Source organism: Faecalibacterium sp. AF10-46 (genome assembly GCF_003604105.1).
GTDB classification, from domain to species: domain Bacteria; phylum Bacillota; class Clostridia; order Oscillospirales; family Ruminococcaceae; genus Faecalibacterium; species Faecalibacterium taiwanense.
The window spans coordinates 27,642-42,116 of sequence record NZ_QVGY01000009.1 but is presented as its reverse complement, the minus strand read 5'-3'; the positions used below and the strand labels follow the sequence as shown (position 1 = coordinate 42,116).

Sequence of the window (14,475 nt, the reverse complement as noted above, 5' to 3'; positions counted from 1 at the left end):
AACATGTACAGCAGTTACAGCACCCTGCAGCGTAAGCAACTGACGAAGCAGGTTTATACCGATACCCAGAGCACCTATCTGCTGGTGTATGCACCGGGCCGTCATCAGGCGCTGGAGCACGCACTGGAAAACCAGCTGCACCGCAAGTTCCGGCTGGTAACGGAGCTGACCCCTGCCCTGACCGACTCGGTGGAGGGCGTGCTGCTGGTCAGCGAAGATCTGGAGTGCACCTCCACCGCCCTGACCTATTTTGCCGCCGCCCTGCGCACCGGTGCCGACCTTGTGGTGTGTGATGCCGCCTTTGGCTTCGATGGCTCCACCGCCCTTTATCTGAGCACCCAGCACATCCCGTGCAGCCGCTGCGCCATGGTATCGCGGAAGCTTCTGGACCGGGTGCGTGCCGCTGCGCGCGGAAGGGACAGCGTGACCGAGCTGCTGCGCCTTGCCACCGCCATGGCGGAAAACTGCCGCCGCATCCCGCAGTCTTTGCTGCACTTCCGGCGGGAGCTGTGTGCCGACGATGTGTTCTCTGCCTCCGGAAAGCGTGCTCTGATCCTGAGCCACGAGCTGACCATGACCGGTGCGCCCATCGTGCTGACAAGTGCCGTGCCGGTGCTGCGCAGCATGGGCTTTGAAGTGGTGGTGCTTGGCCCTGCGGACGACGGCTCGCTGCCGCTGTTTCTGGATGCCGGTGCCGCCGTTGTCACCCGCAGCGACTGCGTGATGAACTCGTCGCTGTGGGGCCTTGCCACCAGTGCCGATTTTGTGCTGGCCAACACCGTGGTAGAGGCTGCCGCTGTGAGCACCCTGAACGGCTCCTTCGTGCCGGTGCTGTGGTGGCTGCACGATGCCTTTGCAGGCTACCCGTTCATTGCGCACAAGATTCCCAAAACACTGGGCTCCAATGTGCATGTGTGCGCCGTAGGCTCCCACGCCACTGCCGCCATGCACTCGGTGCGGCCGGACTTCAGCATTGAACAGCTGATCTACGGTCTGCCGGACTATGCGCAGGAAAGCTTCCCGCCCTACGATATCAGCTATGCCGGCGGCAGGCCGCTGTTCGTGACCGTAGGTTCCTTTGAGCCGCGCAAGGGTCAGGATATTTTCTGCAACGCCATCCGCCTGCTAAAGCCCGAGGTGCGCCAGAAGGCTGCTTTCCTGTTCGTGGGCAAGGCGGCGGACAAGAGCCTGAAGAACGCCGTGGATGCACTGGTGGAGGACTACCCGGACACCGTTTTCTACCGCAAGCGTCTGGAACGGCCCGAGATCAAATCCCTGATGGATCAGTGCACCTGCGTGGTATGCGCTTCCCGCGATGATCCCATGCCAACCTTCGTCACCGAGGGCCTGATCTTCGGCAAGCCCTCCATCGTGTCGGAGCACACCGGCACCGCCGGGCTGATCACCGAGGGCGTGGACGGCTTTGTGTACAAAGACGACGACCCGGATCAGCTGGCAAAGGTGCTGGAGCATGCTATCCTGCATCCGGAACAGCTGGCCGCCATGAAAGCTGACTGCCGGAAAATGTACGAGAAATATTATTCCAACGAAGCCTATGTTGCCACCCTGACACGGCTGGTGAACGAATCAACAGGCTAAAAACAAGATAAAGGCAAGGGTCGATGCGTGCATCCGCCCTTGCCTTTTTATCATTCCATCAAAATTGCACAAGAAAATTCCAGTTCCGTTCACAAAGACACAGGCCACGTGTGTTATACTTTTATCAAATCATTCCGCCTGAAAGGAGCCTGTTCTCTCTATGAGCCAACCCGCCTCTGCCGCACCTTCCCGCAAAAAGACAGTGATCTCGCTGCTGGTGCTCGCCGCACTTACCGGCATCATCGTGCTGCTGTTCAAGGACAACTGGGCCGAGATCACCGCAGCGCTTTCGCAGCTGTCCGCATGGCAGGTGCTGGTGGTGCTGGCCATCGGCCTCAGCTACCCGCTGCTGGAGGGGTGCGTGGCGTGGGTCATCGTGCGCAGCCGCATCCCGGGCTTCAGGCTCTGGCAGGGCATCGATACCGCGTGGTGCGGCACCTTTGGCAATGTGGTCACACTGGGCGCAGGCGCAGTGCCGGTGCAGACATGGTATCTGCACCGCTGCGGCCTGCCGGTTGGCCCGGGCGTGGGCCTGATGACCCTGGAGTACGTGTTCCACAAATCCGCCGTGCTGCTGTACGCCACGGTGATGCTGCTGGTTCAGCACAGATGGCTTGCCGCCAACACCACCGGTGTGATGAATTATCTGCCCATGGCATACGCTGTAGTGGCGGCCATCATTGTGGTGCTGGTGCTGGTGTGCGTATCGCCGCTGGTGCAGGACCTTGCCCGCTGGCTGATGCGTCTGCTGCCCAAAACGGAAAAATGGCAGCAGCGCCGCGCCGACTGGCAGCAGCAGCTGGATGTTCTGGGCGAGGAGAGCCGCCGTCTGCTGGCAGATAAGCCCCGCTGCGCCGAAATTCTGGCATTGCAGGCGGTCAAGCTGTTCGGGCTGTTCTGCCTGCCTTACCTGTGCATCCGGTTCATGGGGCTTTCCCCTCTGAGCTTTTTGCAGGTGCAGCTGCTCACCAGCCTGATGCTGTTTTTGTCCAACGCCCTGCCCAATGTGGCCGGCATGGGCTCCATCGAGACGGCATTCCTGCTGGTGTTCGGCAGCTTTCTGGAGCGCGGCGAGGTGATGAGCGTGATGATGCTTTACCGCATCGCCAGCTATTATGTGGTGTTCGCCGCCAGCGCCGTGGGCTTCTTCATCGCTCAGCGGCATCTGACCGATCTGGAGCCGCCAAAGGAGGATTGACCCGCCATGAAAGATAAGAGCATCCTGTCCCGGTTCGGCATTGTCATTTTAGTGCTGCTTGCACTGGTGCTGATCTTTCCTTCCGCAAAAGTCGACCTTGCATCCGGGATCAAGGCCAGCACACAGGCCAGTGTCCGGGTGGAGCACATTCAGAACTTTGCCCGCTCCGCAGAGATGGATGTTCAGCTGCTTTCTGCCGACGACCCTGCCTATCAGCAGATCGCAAACGTGCTTTCCGGCCTTACCTGCGTCAAGCGGTTCAACCAGCAGTATTCCTCCTACAGCCACGAATACCCGGTGGATTCCGTCACTGTGAGCTACTACGATGATGCCGAGAACAATAACCTCCTGTTCACCGTCTACTCCGATGGCACCGCCATTGTGAACAGCCAGTTCGTGAAGATCAAAGAACCCAAGGGCGGCGCGGAGGAAGTGTATCAAAAGCTGGCGGAGATCATAGGATAATTGCAGATAAACCAACTCTTCGAGGTCGGCATCCTCGCCCTCTCAGCCTCGCTCTGCTTGGCAGCTCTCCCAAAGGGAGAGCCTCTGGCGAAACCAAAATGCTTTTCCGTGATGCCAAAGCCTCTCACTTTGGGAGAGGTGGCATCGCGCAGCGATGACGGAGAGGGCGAGGCCGTTTTCCTTATAAAAACAAAAAACGGGGCACGCAGGTGGTCAAGCTGCATGTCCCGTTTTTGTTTTTCTTTTGCACTTGGTGCGGTACCAATCACACCGAATGCCGCGCATCGAGCCGTGGGAGCAAACTAAAACCACAGCTCACTTGAAAAAAGAGAATGGAATGGAGGAATTGGCGTTTGCGCAGCAATGAAAGTCCCAGTGGGGCTTTTAAGCCACAAAGCGGTCTTGCGTAAGCAAGATGGAGCGGCCCCGCCGCGACAAACTTGGGGTCTGTGCACATTACACAAACCGGTTTTTCACAGACACTTTTGCAGAAGCATCTGCTTTTCTGGTGCAACGCAGTTAGGTTTGTCTAACCTCGTTGCGAGAACAGAATACCACAGCCGGTTAGTCTTGTCAACCCTTATTTTGCGATTTTTTTCGCAAAAGGGGTGCGCCGCCGGGATTTCGGCGCTTTTTCTACATTCTGCCCAAAGAAAACCCTTTGCTTTGGAAGAAAACCCACTTGTTATCTATTGCTTTTTAAAGTGGTTCTTGCTATTATAGTAACGCAAGATTTTGTGGGCAGGTTTTCATTTTTGTCTACACCTTGTAGTCGGGGCTGCCACAATCGGCAGTTCAAGACCGTTTTGCCCCCAGAAAGCCGCCATGCAGAGCGGTTTTTCAAAGGCTCATTAGTTAGAAAACGCTAACTGCGTAATGGAGCAAGGAGGTTCCAATGATCAATTTTGAACAGTGGGAAGGCTTTGAGGGCCGCATCTGGAAAGAAGAAGTCAATGTACGCGACTTCATCCAGAAGAACTACACCCCGTATGACGGCGACGAAAGCTTTCTGGCCGGCCCCACCGAGGCGACCGACAAGCTGTGGGGTGCCCTGCAGAAGCTGCAGAAGGCCGAGCGCGCCAAGGGCGGCGTGCTGGATATGGAGACCGAAGTGGTCAGCAGCCTGACCGCTTACGGCCCCGGCTATATCGATGAAAGCCTGAAGGATCTGGAGCAGATCGTGGGTCTGCAGACCGACAAGCCCCTCAAGCGCGCCTTCATGCCCTACGGCGGCATCAAGATGGCAGAACAGGCCTGCACCACCTACGGCTACCAGCCCAGCGCCGAGCTGCACAAGATCTTTACCGATTATACCCGCACCCACAATCAGGCTGTGTTTGATGCCTACACCCCTGAGATGAAAGCGGCCCGCCACACCCACATCATCACCGGCCTGCCGGACACCTACGGCCGCGGCCGCATCGTGGGCGACTACCGCCGCGTGGCCCTGTACGGCATCGATGCACTGATCAAGTTCAAGCAGGAGGACTTTGCCAACTGCGGCGACGGCACCATGACCGATGATGTCATCCGCCTGCGCGAGGAGATCGCACGCCAGATCAGCGCCCTGAAGGGCATGAAGAAGATGGCCGAGGCCTACGGCTATGATATCTCTCAGCCCGCAAAGAACGCCAAGGAGGCCTGCCAGTGGCTGTATTTCGGGTATCTTGCCGCCATCAAGACCCAGAACGGCGCTGCCATGAGCGTGGGCCGCATCTCCACCTTCCTGGATATCTATATCCAGCGCGATCTGGACAACGGCACCCTGACCGAGACCCAGGCACAGGAGCTGATCGACCACATGGTCATGAAGTTCCGCATGGTCAAGTTTGCCCGCATCCCCAGCTACAACCAGCTGTTCTCCGGCGACCCCGTGTGGGCAACGCTGGAAGTGGGCGGCATCGGCATGGATGGCCGCAGCATGGTCACCAAGAACTGCTACCGCTTCCTGCACACGCTGGAAAACATGGGCCCCGCACCGGAGCCGAACCTGACCGTTCTGTACTCCTCTGCCCTGCCGGAGAGCTTCAAGAAATATGCCGCCAAGGTGTCCATCGATACCAGCTCTGTCCAGTACGAGAACGACGACGTGATGAAGCCCGTGTGGGGCGATGATTACTCCATCTGCTGCTGCGTGTCTGCCACCCAGACCGGCAAGGAGATGCAGTTCTTCGGTGCCCGCGCCAACCTTGCCAAGTGCCTGCTGTACGCCATCAACGGCGGTGTGGACGAGAAGAGCCACGAGCAGTGCGGCCCCAACTATGCCCCCATCACCAGCGAGTACCTGAACTACGACGAGGTGCTGCCCAAGTATGTCCAGATGCTGGACTGGCTGGCTGGCCTGTACGTCAATGTGCTGAACCTAATCCAGTATATGCACGACAAATACTACTACGAGGAAGCCGAGATGGCCCTTATCGACACCGACGTGCGCCGCACCTTTGCCACCGGCATTGCAGGCTTCTCCCACGTCATCGACTCCCTGAGCGCCATCAAGTACGCCAAGGTGAAGGTAGTGCGTGACGAGAGCGGCCTTGCCACCGGCTTTGAAACCGAGGGCGACTTCCCCAAGTACGGCAACGACGACGACCGCGCCGACGAGATCGGCGTGTGGCTGCTGCGCACCTTCCTGGAGATGATCAAGAAGCGCCACACCTACCGCAACTCTGAGGCTACCACCTCCATCCTGACCATCACCTCCAACGTGGTATACGGCAAGTACACCGGCGCTCTGCCCGATGGCCGTGCCGCATTCACCCCGTTTGCTCCCGGTGCAAACCCCAGCTACGGCGCAGAGCAGAACGGCCTGCTGGCTTCCCTGAACTCGGTGGCAAAGCTGCCCTACCACTGGGCACTGGACGGCATCTCCAACACCCAGACCATCAACCCGGACGCTCTGGGCCACAGCGAAGGCGAGCGTGTGGAGAATCTGGTACAGGTCATGGACGGCTACTTCGATCAGGGCGCACACCACCTGAACGTGAACGTCTTTGGCAAGGAGAAGCTGCTGGATGCCATGGAGCACCCCGAGAAGGAGGAGTACGCCAACTTCACCATCCGCGTCTCCGGCTACGCCGTCAAGTTCATCGACCTGACCCGTGAGCAGCAGATGGACGTTATCTCCCGCACCTGCCATGCAGCCCTGTAACCCCATCGGCTATGTCCACTCGCTGGAATCTTTCGGCTCTGTGGACGGCCCCGGTGTGCGCTTTGTGGTGTTTTTGCAGGGGTGTGCCCTGCGGTGCAAATACTGCCACAACCCGGAAACGTGGGCTGCGGAGGGCGGCGAGGAATGGACGGCAGAAAAGCTGTTCCAGCGGGTCTACCGCTACCGCAACTACTGGGGCAAAAAGGGCGGCATCACGGTCAGCGGCGGCGAGCCGCTGCGCCAGATGGAGTTCCTGACGGCATTCTTCGAGCTGGCCCGCTCCAAAGGCGTGCACACGGCTCTGGATACCGCCGGGCAGCCCTTCCGGCCCGATGACCCGGATTATCTGGCCGGTTTCGACCGGCTGATGAAGTCCACCAGTCTGGTCATTCTCGACCTGAAGGAGATCGACCCGGAACGCCACCGGCAGCTCACCGGCAAAGACAATGCCAACATCCTTGCGATGGCGCGGCATATTTCTGACCTCGGCATCCCGCTGTGGATCCGGCATGTGCTGGTGCCCGGCCTGACCGACGACGAGGAGGGCCTGCGCAGGACCGCAGACTTTATCCGCAGCCTGAAAACGGTGCAGCGGGTGGAGGTACTGCCCTACCACACGCTGGGCCTGTTCAAGTGGCAGAAGCTGGGCATCCCTTATCCACTGCCGGACGCCGTGCCGCCCACAGCGGAGCAGGTGAAGCGTGCAGAAGAACTGCTGGAAGTGAGCAGGTATCTCGGCTAAGCTCCTGATTTGAAAAACGACCGTTTCCGGTGTGCAGAATGCGCCGGGAGCGGTCGTTTTTTCTTGACTTCCCTTCTGTACACCGTTATAATGAAAAAAGTAAAAAAGGAGAAACAGCCATGCAGATTTTCAATACGCTGACCCGCCAGAAAGAAGAATTCGTGCCGCAGGTGCCCGGTGAATACCGCATCTATGTCTGCGGCCCTACCGTTTATAACTATATCCATATCGGCAACGCCCGCCCGCTGATCGTGTTCGATACCCTGCGCCGCTACCTTGAGTACCGCGGCAACAAGGTGTTCTATGTTTCCAACATCACCGATATCGACGATAAGCTCATTAAGAAGGGACAGGAAGAGGGCACCTCCATGAAGGAGGTCGCTCAGCGCTTTGAGGCCGAGTACCTCAAGGATGCCGCCGGCCTCAACTGCAAAAAGCCCACCGTCCAGCCCCGGGCTACCGAGCACATCCAGCAGATCCTGGATATCGTGAAGGATCTGATCGACTCCGGCCACGCTTATGTTGCCAAGAACGGCGATGTGTACTTCCGGGTGAAGAGCGATCCCGAGTACGGCAAGCTGAGCCATTTGAAGCTGGACGATCTGGAGAGCGGCAACCGTGAGCTGCGCAGCCAGATGGACGACGACCTGAAGGAGGACCCCGCAGACTTTGCCGTGTGGAAGGCCGCAAAGCCCGGTGAACCTGCATGGGAGAGCCCCTACGGCATGGGCCGTCCGGGCTGGCATATCGAGTGCAGTGCCATGAGCCGCACCCATCTGGGCAAGACCATTGATCTGCACTGCGGCGGTCAGGACCTGATCTTCCCCCACCACGAGAATGAGATCGCACAGAGCGAGTGCGCCAACGGCTGCACCTTTGCCCGCTACTGGATGCACAACGGCTTCATCAACGTGGACAATCAGAAGATGTCCAAGAGCCTGCACAACTTCTTCACCGTGCGGGACGTGGCGGATGTCTACGGCTACGAACCCATCCGCTACTTCATGCTGACCGCAGGCTACCGGATGCCGCTGAACTACACCGTGGACCTCATTGAAAGCTGCAAGAACAGCCTGGAGCGCCTGTACACCTGCCGCGAGAATCTGGATTTTGCCCTGACCAAGAACACCTTTGGCACCGACGAGACTCTGAAGGAAAAGGCTGCCGAGGCCCGCACCAAGTTCTGCACTGCCATGGACGATGACCTGAACACCCCGGATGCACTGGCTGCCGTGTTCGATCTGGTCAAGGAGATCAACACGCTGTCGGCTGTTTCCTCCAAGGATGCCCTGCAGACCGCCGCCGCTGCGTTCGACGAGATTACCGGCGTACTGGGCCTGCTGTACAACCGCAAGAAGGACGAGGTGCCCGCCGAGGTGACCGAGCTGGTAGAGAAGCGTGCCGCCGCCAAGAAGGCCAAGGACTGGGCCACTGCCGATGCCATCCGTGCACAGCTGACCGAACTGGGCTGGGCGGTCAAGGACACCGCACAGGGCCCGCAGCTGAGCAAGCTCTAAATTAAAGTAAAGCTATTCGCGGCATGTTGCGGATGGCTTTACTTTTTTGCACGCATTTGCCATAATAAGGAAGAAGATCAGCTTTGCGGAGGGAACAGCAATGAAGGTCATGGTTTTTGACGTAGGAGGCACCGAGATCAAATATTCGGTCATGGACGAGCAGATGAACCGTTTCGATGCCGGTTCCGTGCCCACGCCGCAGGATACGCAGGAGCATTTTCTCGACACAATATACGCTCTGTATGCACCGCATAAGGATGAAGTGGACGGTATCGCCATGGCGCTGCCCGGCTTTGTGGATGCCAACACCGGCTATGTCTCCAACGGCGGGGCACTTCTGTACAACACCGGCACGCAGGTGGGGCAGCTGGTGCGCGAAAGATGCGGCTGCCGTGTCACGCTGGAAAACGACGGCAAGGCTGCAGCCATTGCAGAGCTGCGGGCCGGTGCCTTGCAGGGCTGCTGCAATGCGGCGGTGTTTATCATCGGCACCGGCGTGGGCGGCGGCATCATTGCCAATGGCCAGCTGGTGCGCGGCATGCACTTTACCGCAGGAGAGTACAGCTTTGTGAACACCAACGCCGACGAGTGGGAGAATACCGAAAAAACCATGGCCTGCCAGTGCAGCACCAAATACCTGCTCAAGTGGTACCGCGCCCGCAAGGGCCTGCCCGCCGATGCCCCCATGAATGGCAAACTCTTTTTTGAAGCCGCCAATGCCGCCGAGCCGGAAGCGCTGGAAGTGCTGGAACGGTTCTGCAGGATGGTGGCCGTGCAGATCTACAACCTGACCGTATTGCTGGATGTGGAAAAGGTAGCCATCGGCGGCGGCATCAGCAAGCAGCCGCTGCTGCTGGACGATCTGCGCCGGGTATATGCCGGGCTGTTTGCTTCCCGTGGGGAATCACCTTACATGATCGGTCTGCCCCGCTGCGAGATCGTGCCCTGCCATTTCAGCAGCGAAGCCAATCAGGTGGGAGCATTGTATACCTATCTGCAGGCGGAAAGCAAAACCATTTAATGGCTTCCGCTTCGCTCCAGCCCTATTCATCGGAACAATTATTTTTACAAAGCAAACTCCGGCAGACTGCGGTCTGCCGGAGTTTGCTTTTTCACAGGATAGGGCCGTATTGGAAAACAGCATTCTCCCTTAGATTTACTTATTGGTCAGCCGGTTGAAGTGCGGCTTTTCGTCTTCTTCCTTCTTCGGTTCCGGCTTTTCCGCCGGGGTCAGGCGCACCTCGGTCACGCGGCGCTTGGCCGTGCGGGTAACGACACCGTCGTACTCGCCCAGCGTGAACCGGTCGCCCACCTTGGGCAGATGGCAGGTTTTTTCCTGCACCAGACCGTTCACCGTATTGGAATCGATGTCCTCATCCTCCGGCAGGCCCAGCCTCTCATACAGGTCGTCCACACCGGCACTGCCCAGCACGATCCAGCTGCCGTCCGACTGTTTGCGGAAATCCTCGGTCGCTTCGTCGTGCTCGTCCCAGATCTCGCCTACCAGCTCTTCCAGAATATCTTCCAGCGTGATGATGCCCTCGGTGCCGCCGTACTCGTCCACCACCACCGCCATGTGATGGTGCTGCTCGCGCAGGGTGCGCAGCAGCTGGGAGATCTGGGTGGAGCCGGTGGTATAAAGGGTGGGCTTCACAAGGTCTTCCAGCGTGGTATCCTTGCGCAGACGGCCAAGGTAAAAGTCCTTTTCATGTACCACACCGATGATGTTGTCAATGGTGCCGTGGTAGACGGGCAGACGGGAATATCCCGATTCCGCAAAGGTGTCGGCCACCTCATCCAGCGAGAGGTCGTCCTCCACCGCGATCACATCCACGCGGGGCGTGAGGATCTCCTCCACCTCCACATCGTCGAACTCAATGGCGCTGCGGATGAGCTGGCTTTCCCGGTCGGTCAGCTCACCGTCGTTCTCGGCCTCGCTGACCATGGTCATCAGCTCACCCTCAGTGATGGTGTCCTCCTCGGTGCTGTGGATGAAATGCCCCAGCAGGCGCTTCCACTGGGTGAACAGCCAGGTCAGCGGGGTAAACAGGATCAGCAGCAGGTTCAAAAAGGGCGACACTGCCGTAGCAACCGTCTCCGGCATCTCCTTGGCAAGACTCTTGGGGGTCACCTCGCCAAAGATCAGCACCACCACGGTCAGCACTATGGTGGACACCGTCGCGCCCCGCTCCGGGTCCAGCAGGCGGGTGAACAGCACTGTGCCAATGGATGCTGCGGCAATGTTGACGATATTGTTGCCGATGAGGATGGTGGAGAGCAGCTTGTCGTACTTTTCCGACATAGCCAGCACGCGGGCTGCTGCCGAATCGCCGTCCTCAGCACGGCTTTTCAGGCGGATCTGGTTCAGGGAAGAAAATGCGGTCTCAGAGGCGGAGAAAAAGGCGGAAAATGCCACCAGAATGATCAACGCCGCTAAAAGCGTAATACTGCCATCGTCCATAAAAAGGGAAATCACACTCAACTTTCTGTTTTTTATTAAAGAACAGACTCCCTCAGTCTGCTTCGCAGCCAGCTCCCTCAAAGAGGGAGCCTTGCCGCGCGATGACGGAAGGAGTTCTTTCCGTATACAAAAATGTGCTCCCCATCGTTGCTGTTCCGCGATGAAAAGCACATCAATGTTATTTGTAATCATACCATATTCTGTACGGTGGTGCAAGCTTTCTTGCCGCAAAGTCCGTACAGAACAGGTAAAATTTACATTATCGCAGGGTCAAAGCGCCATTCTCGCAGTCTACCGTCAGGGTGTTGCCCTCGGTATAGCTGCCCTGAATGATGGCCTTGGCGATCAGGGTCTCCACGCGGCTCTGGATGAACCGCTTGATGGGACGTGCGCCATAGACGCTGTCGTAAGCAGAATCGATGATGAAGTCCTTGGCAGCGGTGGTGACCTCCAGCTTGAGGTGCTTGCTCTCCTCCATGCGCTTGCGCAGATCCTGCAGCTGCAGATCCACGATCTTGCGCATCTCGTCCTTGGTCAGGCTCTTGTAGTAGACGATCTCATCCAGACGGTTCAGAAATTCGGGGCGGAACTTGCTCTTCAGCAGCTGGTCGATCTGGTGCTTTGCTTCCTCGCTCAGCTCGTTGGAGCCGTTGGCACGGCGCTGCTCCAGATCGTTCAGGATGATGTCGCTGCCCAGATTGGAGGTGAGGATGATGACCGTGTTCTTGAAGTCCACGGTGCGGCCCTGACTGTCGGTGATGCGGCCATCGTCCAGCACCTGCAGCAGGATGTTGAACACATCGGGGTGGGCTTTTTCCACCTCATCGAACAGCACCACGCTGTAGGGCTTGCGGCGCACAGCCTCAGTCAGCTGGCCGCCCTCTTCGTAACCGACATATCCCGGAGGCGCGCCGATCAGACGGCTGACGCTGAACTTCTCCATATACTCGGTCATATCGATTCGCACCATGTTGCGCTCGTCGTCAAACAGGGCCTGTGCCAGTGCCTTGGCCAGCTCAGTCTTGCCAACGCCGGTGGGGCCGAGGAACAGGAAGCTGCCGATGGGGCGGTTGGGGTTGGCGATACCGGCGCGGCTGCGCAGGATGGCCTCGCTCACCTTGGTCACAGCCTCGTCCTGACCGATGACCCGCTGGTGCAGCACATCGTCCAGATGCAGCAGCTTCTCGCGCTCACCCTCCACCAGTTTCTCCACCGGGATGCCGGTCCAGCGGGCCACGATGCGGGCGATTTCCTCATCGGTCACGCGGTCACGCAGCAGGCTGTCCTCCTTCTTGGCGGCGGCGATCTTCTCTTCCTCTTCCAGCTGTTTCTGCAGCTGGGGCAGCTTGCCGTATTTCAGCTCAGCGGCCTTGTTCAGGTCGTACTCGCGCTGAGCCTTTTCAATGTCGGCATTGGTCTGCTCGATCTGCTCACGCAGGGATTGCACCTTGCCGATGGCGTTCTTCTCGTTCTCCCACTTTGCCTTCATGCTGCGGAACTTGTCCTGCAGCTCGGCCAGCTCCTTTTCCAGATCCTTCAGGCGGCTCTGGCTCAGGGCATCGGTCTCCTTTTTCAGGCTCACCTGCTCGATCTGCAGCTGGGTGATGCGGTGGGCCAGATCGTCCATCTCGCTGGGCATGCTGTCCATCTCGGTCTTGATCATGGCGCAGGCTTCATCCACAAGGTCGATGGCCTTATCCGGCAGGAAACGATCGGTGATATAGCGGTCGGAAAGGGTGGCAGCGGCGATCAGGGCGCTGTCGTTGATCTTCACGCCGTGGAACACCTCGTAGCGTTCCTTCAGGCCGCGCAGGATGGAGATGGTGTCCTCCACGGTGGGCTCATCCACCTGTACCGGCTGGAAGCGGCGCTCCAGAGCGGGGTCTTTCTCGATATACTGGCGGTACTCGTCCAGCGTGGTGGCACCGATGCAGTGCAGCTCGCCCCGGGCCAGCATGGGCTTGAGCAGGTTGCCCGCGTCCATGGCACCATCGGTCTTGCCGGCACCCACGATGGTGTGCAGCTCATCGATGAAGAGGATGATCTTGCCCTCGCTCTTCTTCACCTCGTTCAGCACGCTCTTCAGGCGCTCCTCGAACTCGCCGCGGTACTTTGCACCGGCCACCAGAGCGCCCATGTCCAGACTGAACACGATGCGGTCCTTCAGGTTTTCGGGCACATCGCCGCGCACGATACGCTGTGCAAGACCCTCTGCAATGGCGGTCTTGCCAACGCCGGGTTCACCGATCAGGCAGGGGTTGTTCTTGGTCTTACGGGACAGGATGCGGATCACGTTGCGGATCTCCTGATCACGGCCGATGACGGGGTCCAGCTTCTGCTTGCGGGCAAGGTCTACCAGATCCTGACCATACTTCTGCAGGGCGTTGTAGGTCTCCTCGGGATTGTCGTTGGTCACACGCTGGTTGCCGCGCACAGCCGTCAGTTGCTGCAGGAACTTATCTTTCGTGATGCTGAACGCACGGAACAACTCGGTGGTGTTCTGGGTCTGCTCGTCCAGCAGACCCAGGAACACATGCTCCACGCTGATATAGTCGTCCTTCATGGCCTTGGCTTCTCGGGCGGCGGCGCTGAGCACCTTATCGGCAGCCTGCGAGATATAGACCTTGTCGGGGTCACGGCCGGAGCCGGAGACCCGAGGCAGAGCCGAAAGCTTTTCGGCCACGGCGGCAGCAAAACTGCCGGGGTCAACATTCAGCTTCTGCAGCAGCTGCGGGATCAGGCCCTGCTCCTGCGAAGCGAGGGCGTGCAGCAGATGTTCAGGTTCCAATTGATTGTGCTGGTACTCCACAGCCAGCTGCTGCGCTGCCTGCAAAGCCTCCAGCGTTTTCTGTGTATATTGATTGGTATTCATAAAGTCAAGCCTCCATTCATACCGGAAGGTTTATTTTAGCGGACATGATAGTCGTCTGCTAAAAGCCCGGTGCAGAGATGCTGCCGAACGGGAAGCAGCGGCTATTCTTCAGTTGTTTCACGGTTTCAAGCACCTCCTGCCGAACTGGTTTTGCTTGTTTTAGCACTCTATCTGTTCGACTGCTAAAACTATACTCCTGTTTCCCCACTTTGTCAATAGGGTTCATAAAAAGTTTGCAAATCATAATTTTTTCAACAAAAAAAGCACCACACAGCTTTTCAGCCGTGCAGTGCATCCTTGCAATTTGTCGAATGATATGATACTCTATCCTTGCTGCTTCTGTAAGCAGCAAGGCACTGCATACAACGGCAGGCGGTTCAGCCCTCGCTTCCGAAAGGAGGTGAGAGTCATGCCTATTACTTTTACGTTCCATCTGCTTGGGCTTACGTTCACGCTGCGGATCACAAAAGGTA

The 14,475-nt window shown here is 58.3% G+C and carries 10 protein-coding genes; 7 read left to right on the top strand and 3 right to left on the bottom strand.

Translation table 11 applies throughout. The annotated features are described in order from the left end of the window. The first annotated feature begins 3 nt into the window (after positions 1–3). From DWV57_RS10210 to DWV57_RS10175, 7 genes are all read left to right on the top strand, one after another. Positions 4–1,599, top strand: coding sequence for a glycosyltransferase family 4 protein (locus DWV57_RS10210; protein ID WP_120020713.1), 1,596 nt, complete (start codon positions 4–6; stop codon positions 1,597–1,599). A gap of 160 nt (positions 1,600–1,759) precedes the next feature. Further along, positions 1,760–2,797: a lysylphosphatidylglycerol synthase transmembrane domain-containing protein gene (locus tag DWV57_RS10205; RefSeq protein ID WP_120020712.1), complete on the top strand. Its 1,038-nt coding sequence runs from the start codon at positions 1,760–1,762 to the stop codon at positions 2,795–2,797. A 6-nt stretch (positions 2,798–2,803) separates the two neighbouring features. Next, positions 2,804–3,262 (top strand): hypothetical protein, encoded by a 459-nt coding sequence (locus tag DWV57_RS10200; protein ID WP_120020711.1) that lies wholly within the window; start codon positions 2,804–2,806, stop codon positions 3,260–3,262. An 895-nt stretch (positions 3,263–4,157) separates the two neighbouring features. Further along, entirely contained in the window at positions 4,158–6,410 is a 2,253-nt protein-coding gene (gene pflB / locus DWV57_RS10190) for a formate C-acetyltransferase (RefSeq protein WP_005943931.1), read from the top strand. Then, positions 6,397–7,152: a pyruvate formate-lyase-activating protein gene (gene pflA / locus DWV57_RS10185; protein ID WP_120020709.1), complete on the top strand. Its 756-nt coding sequence runs from the start codon at positions 6,397–6,399 to the stop codon at positions 7,150–7,152. Before pflB ends, pflA begins: the two co-directional genes overlap by 14 nt. Positions 7,153–7,271: 119 nt before the next feature. Next, positions 7,272–8,669 carry a cysteine--tRNA ligase gene (gene cysS / locus DWV57_RS10180; protein WP_120020708.1) on the top strand — a complete coding sequence of 466 codons (1,398 nt, stop codon included), beginning with the start codon at positions 7,272–7,274 and terminating at the stop codon, positions 8,667–8,669. 100 nt (positions 8,670–8,769) lie between these two features. Next, the gene (locus DWV57_RS10175) at positions 8,770–9,690 is read left to right on the top strand and encodes an ROK family protein (RefSeq protein WP_120020707.1); all 921 of its coding nucleotides are present in this window, start codon (positions 8,770–8,772) and stop codon (positions 9,688–9,690) included. Positions 9,691–9,825: 135 nt separating this feature from the next. On the opposite strand, the gene DWV57_RS10170 is transcribed toward DWV57_RS10175, so the two are convergent. From DWV57_RS10170 to DWV57_RS14350, 3 genes are all read right to left on the bottom strand, one after another. Continuing rightward, positions 9,826–11,130 carry a hemolysin family protein gene (locus DWV57_RS10170; RefSeq protein WP_120020763.1) on the bottom strand — a complete coding sequence of 435 codons (1,305 nt, stop codon included), beginning with the start codon at positions 11,128–11,130 and terminating at the stop codon, positions 9,826–9,828. Positions 11,131–11,389: 259 nt separating this feature from the next. Then, entirely contained in the window at positions 11,390–14,002 is a 2,613-nt protein-coding gene (clpB, locus tag DWV57_RS10165) for an ATP-dependent chaperone ClpB (protein ID WP_120020706.1), read from the bottom strand. A gap of 58 nt (positions 14,003–14,060) precedes the next feature. Further along, entirely contained in the window at positions 14,061–14,435 is a 375-nt protein-coding gene (locus DWV57_RS14350) for a hypothetical protein (RefSeq protein ID WP_133300977.1), read from the bottom strand. Positions 14,436–14,475 lie beyond the last annotated feature (40 nt).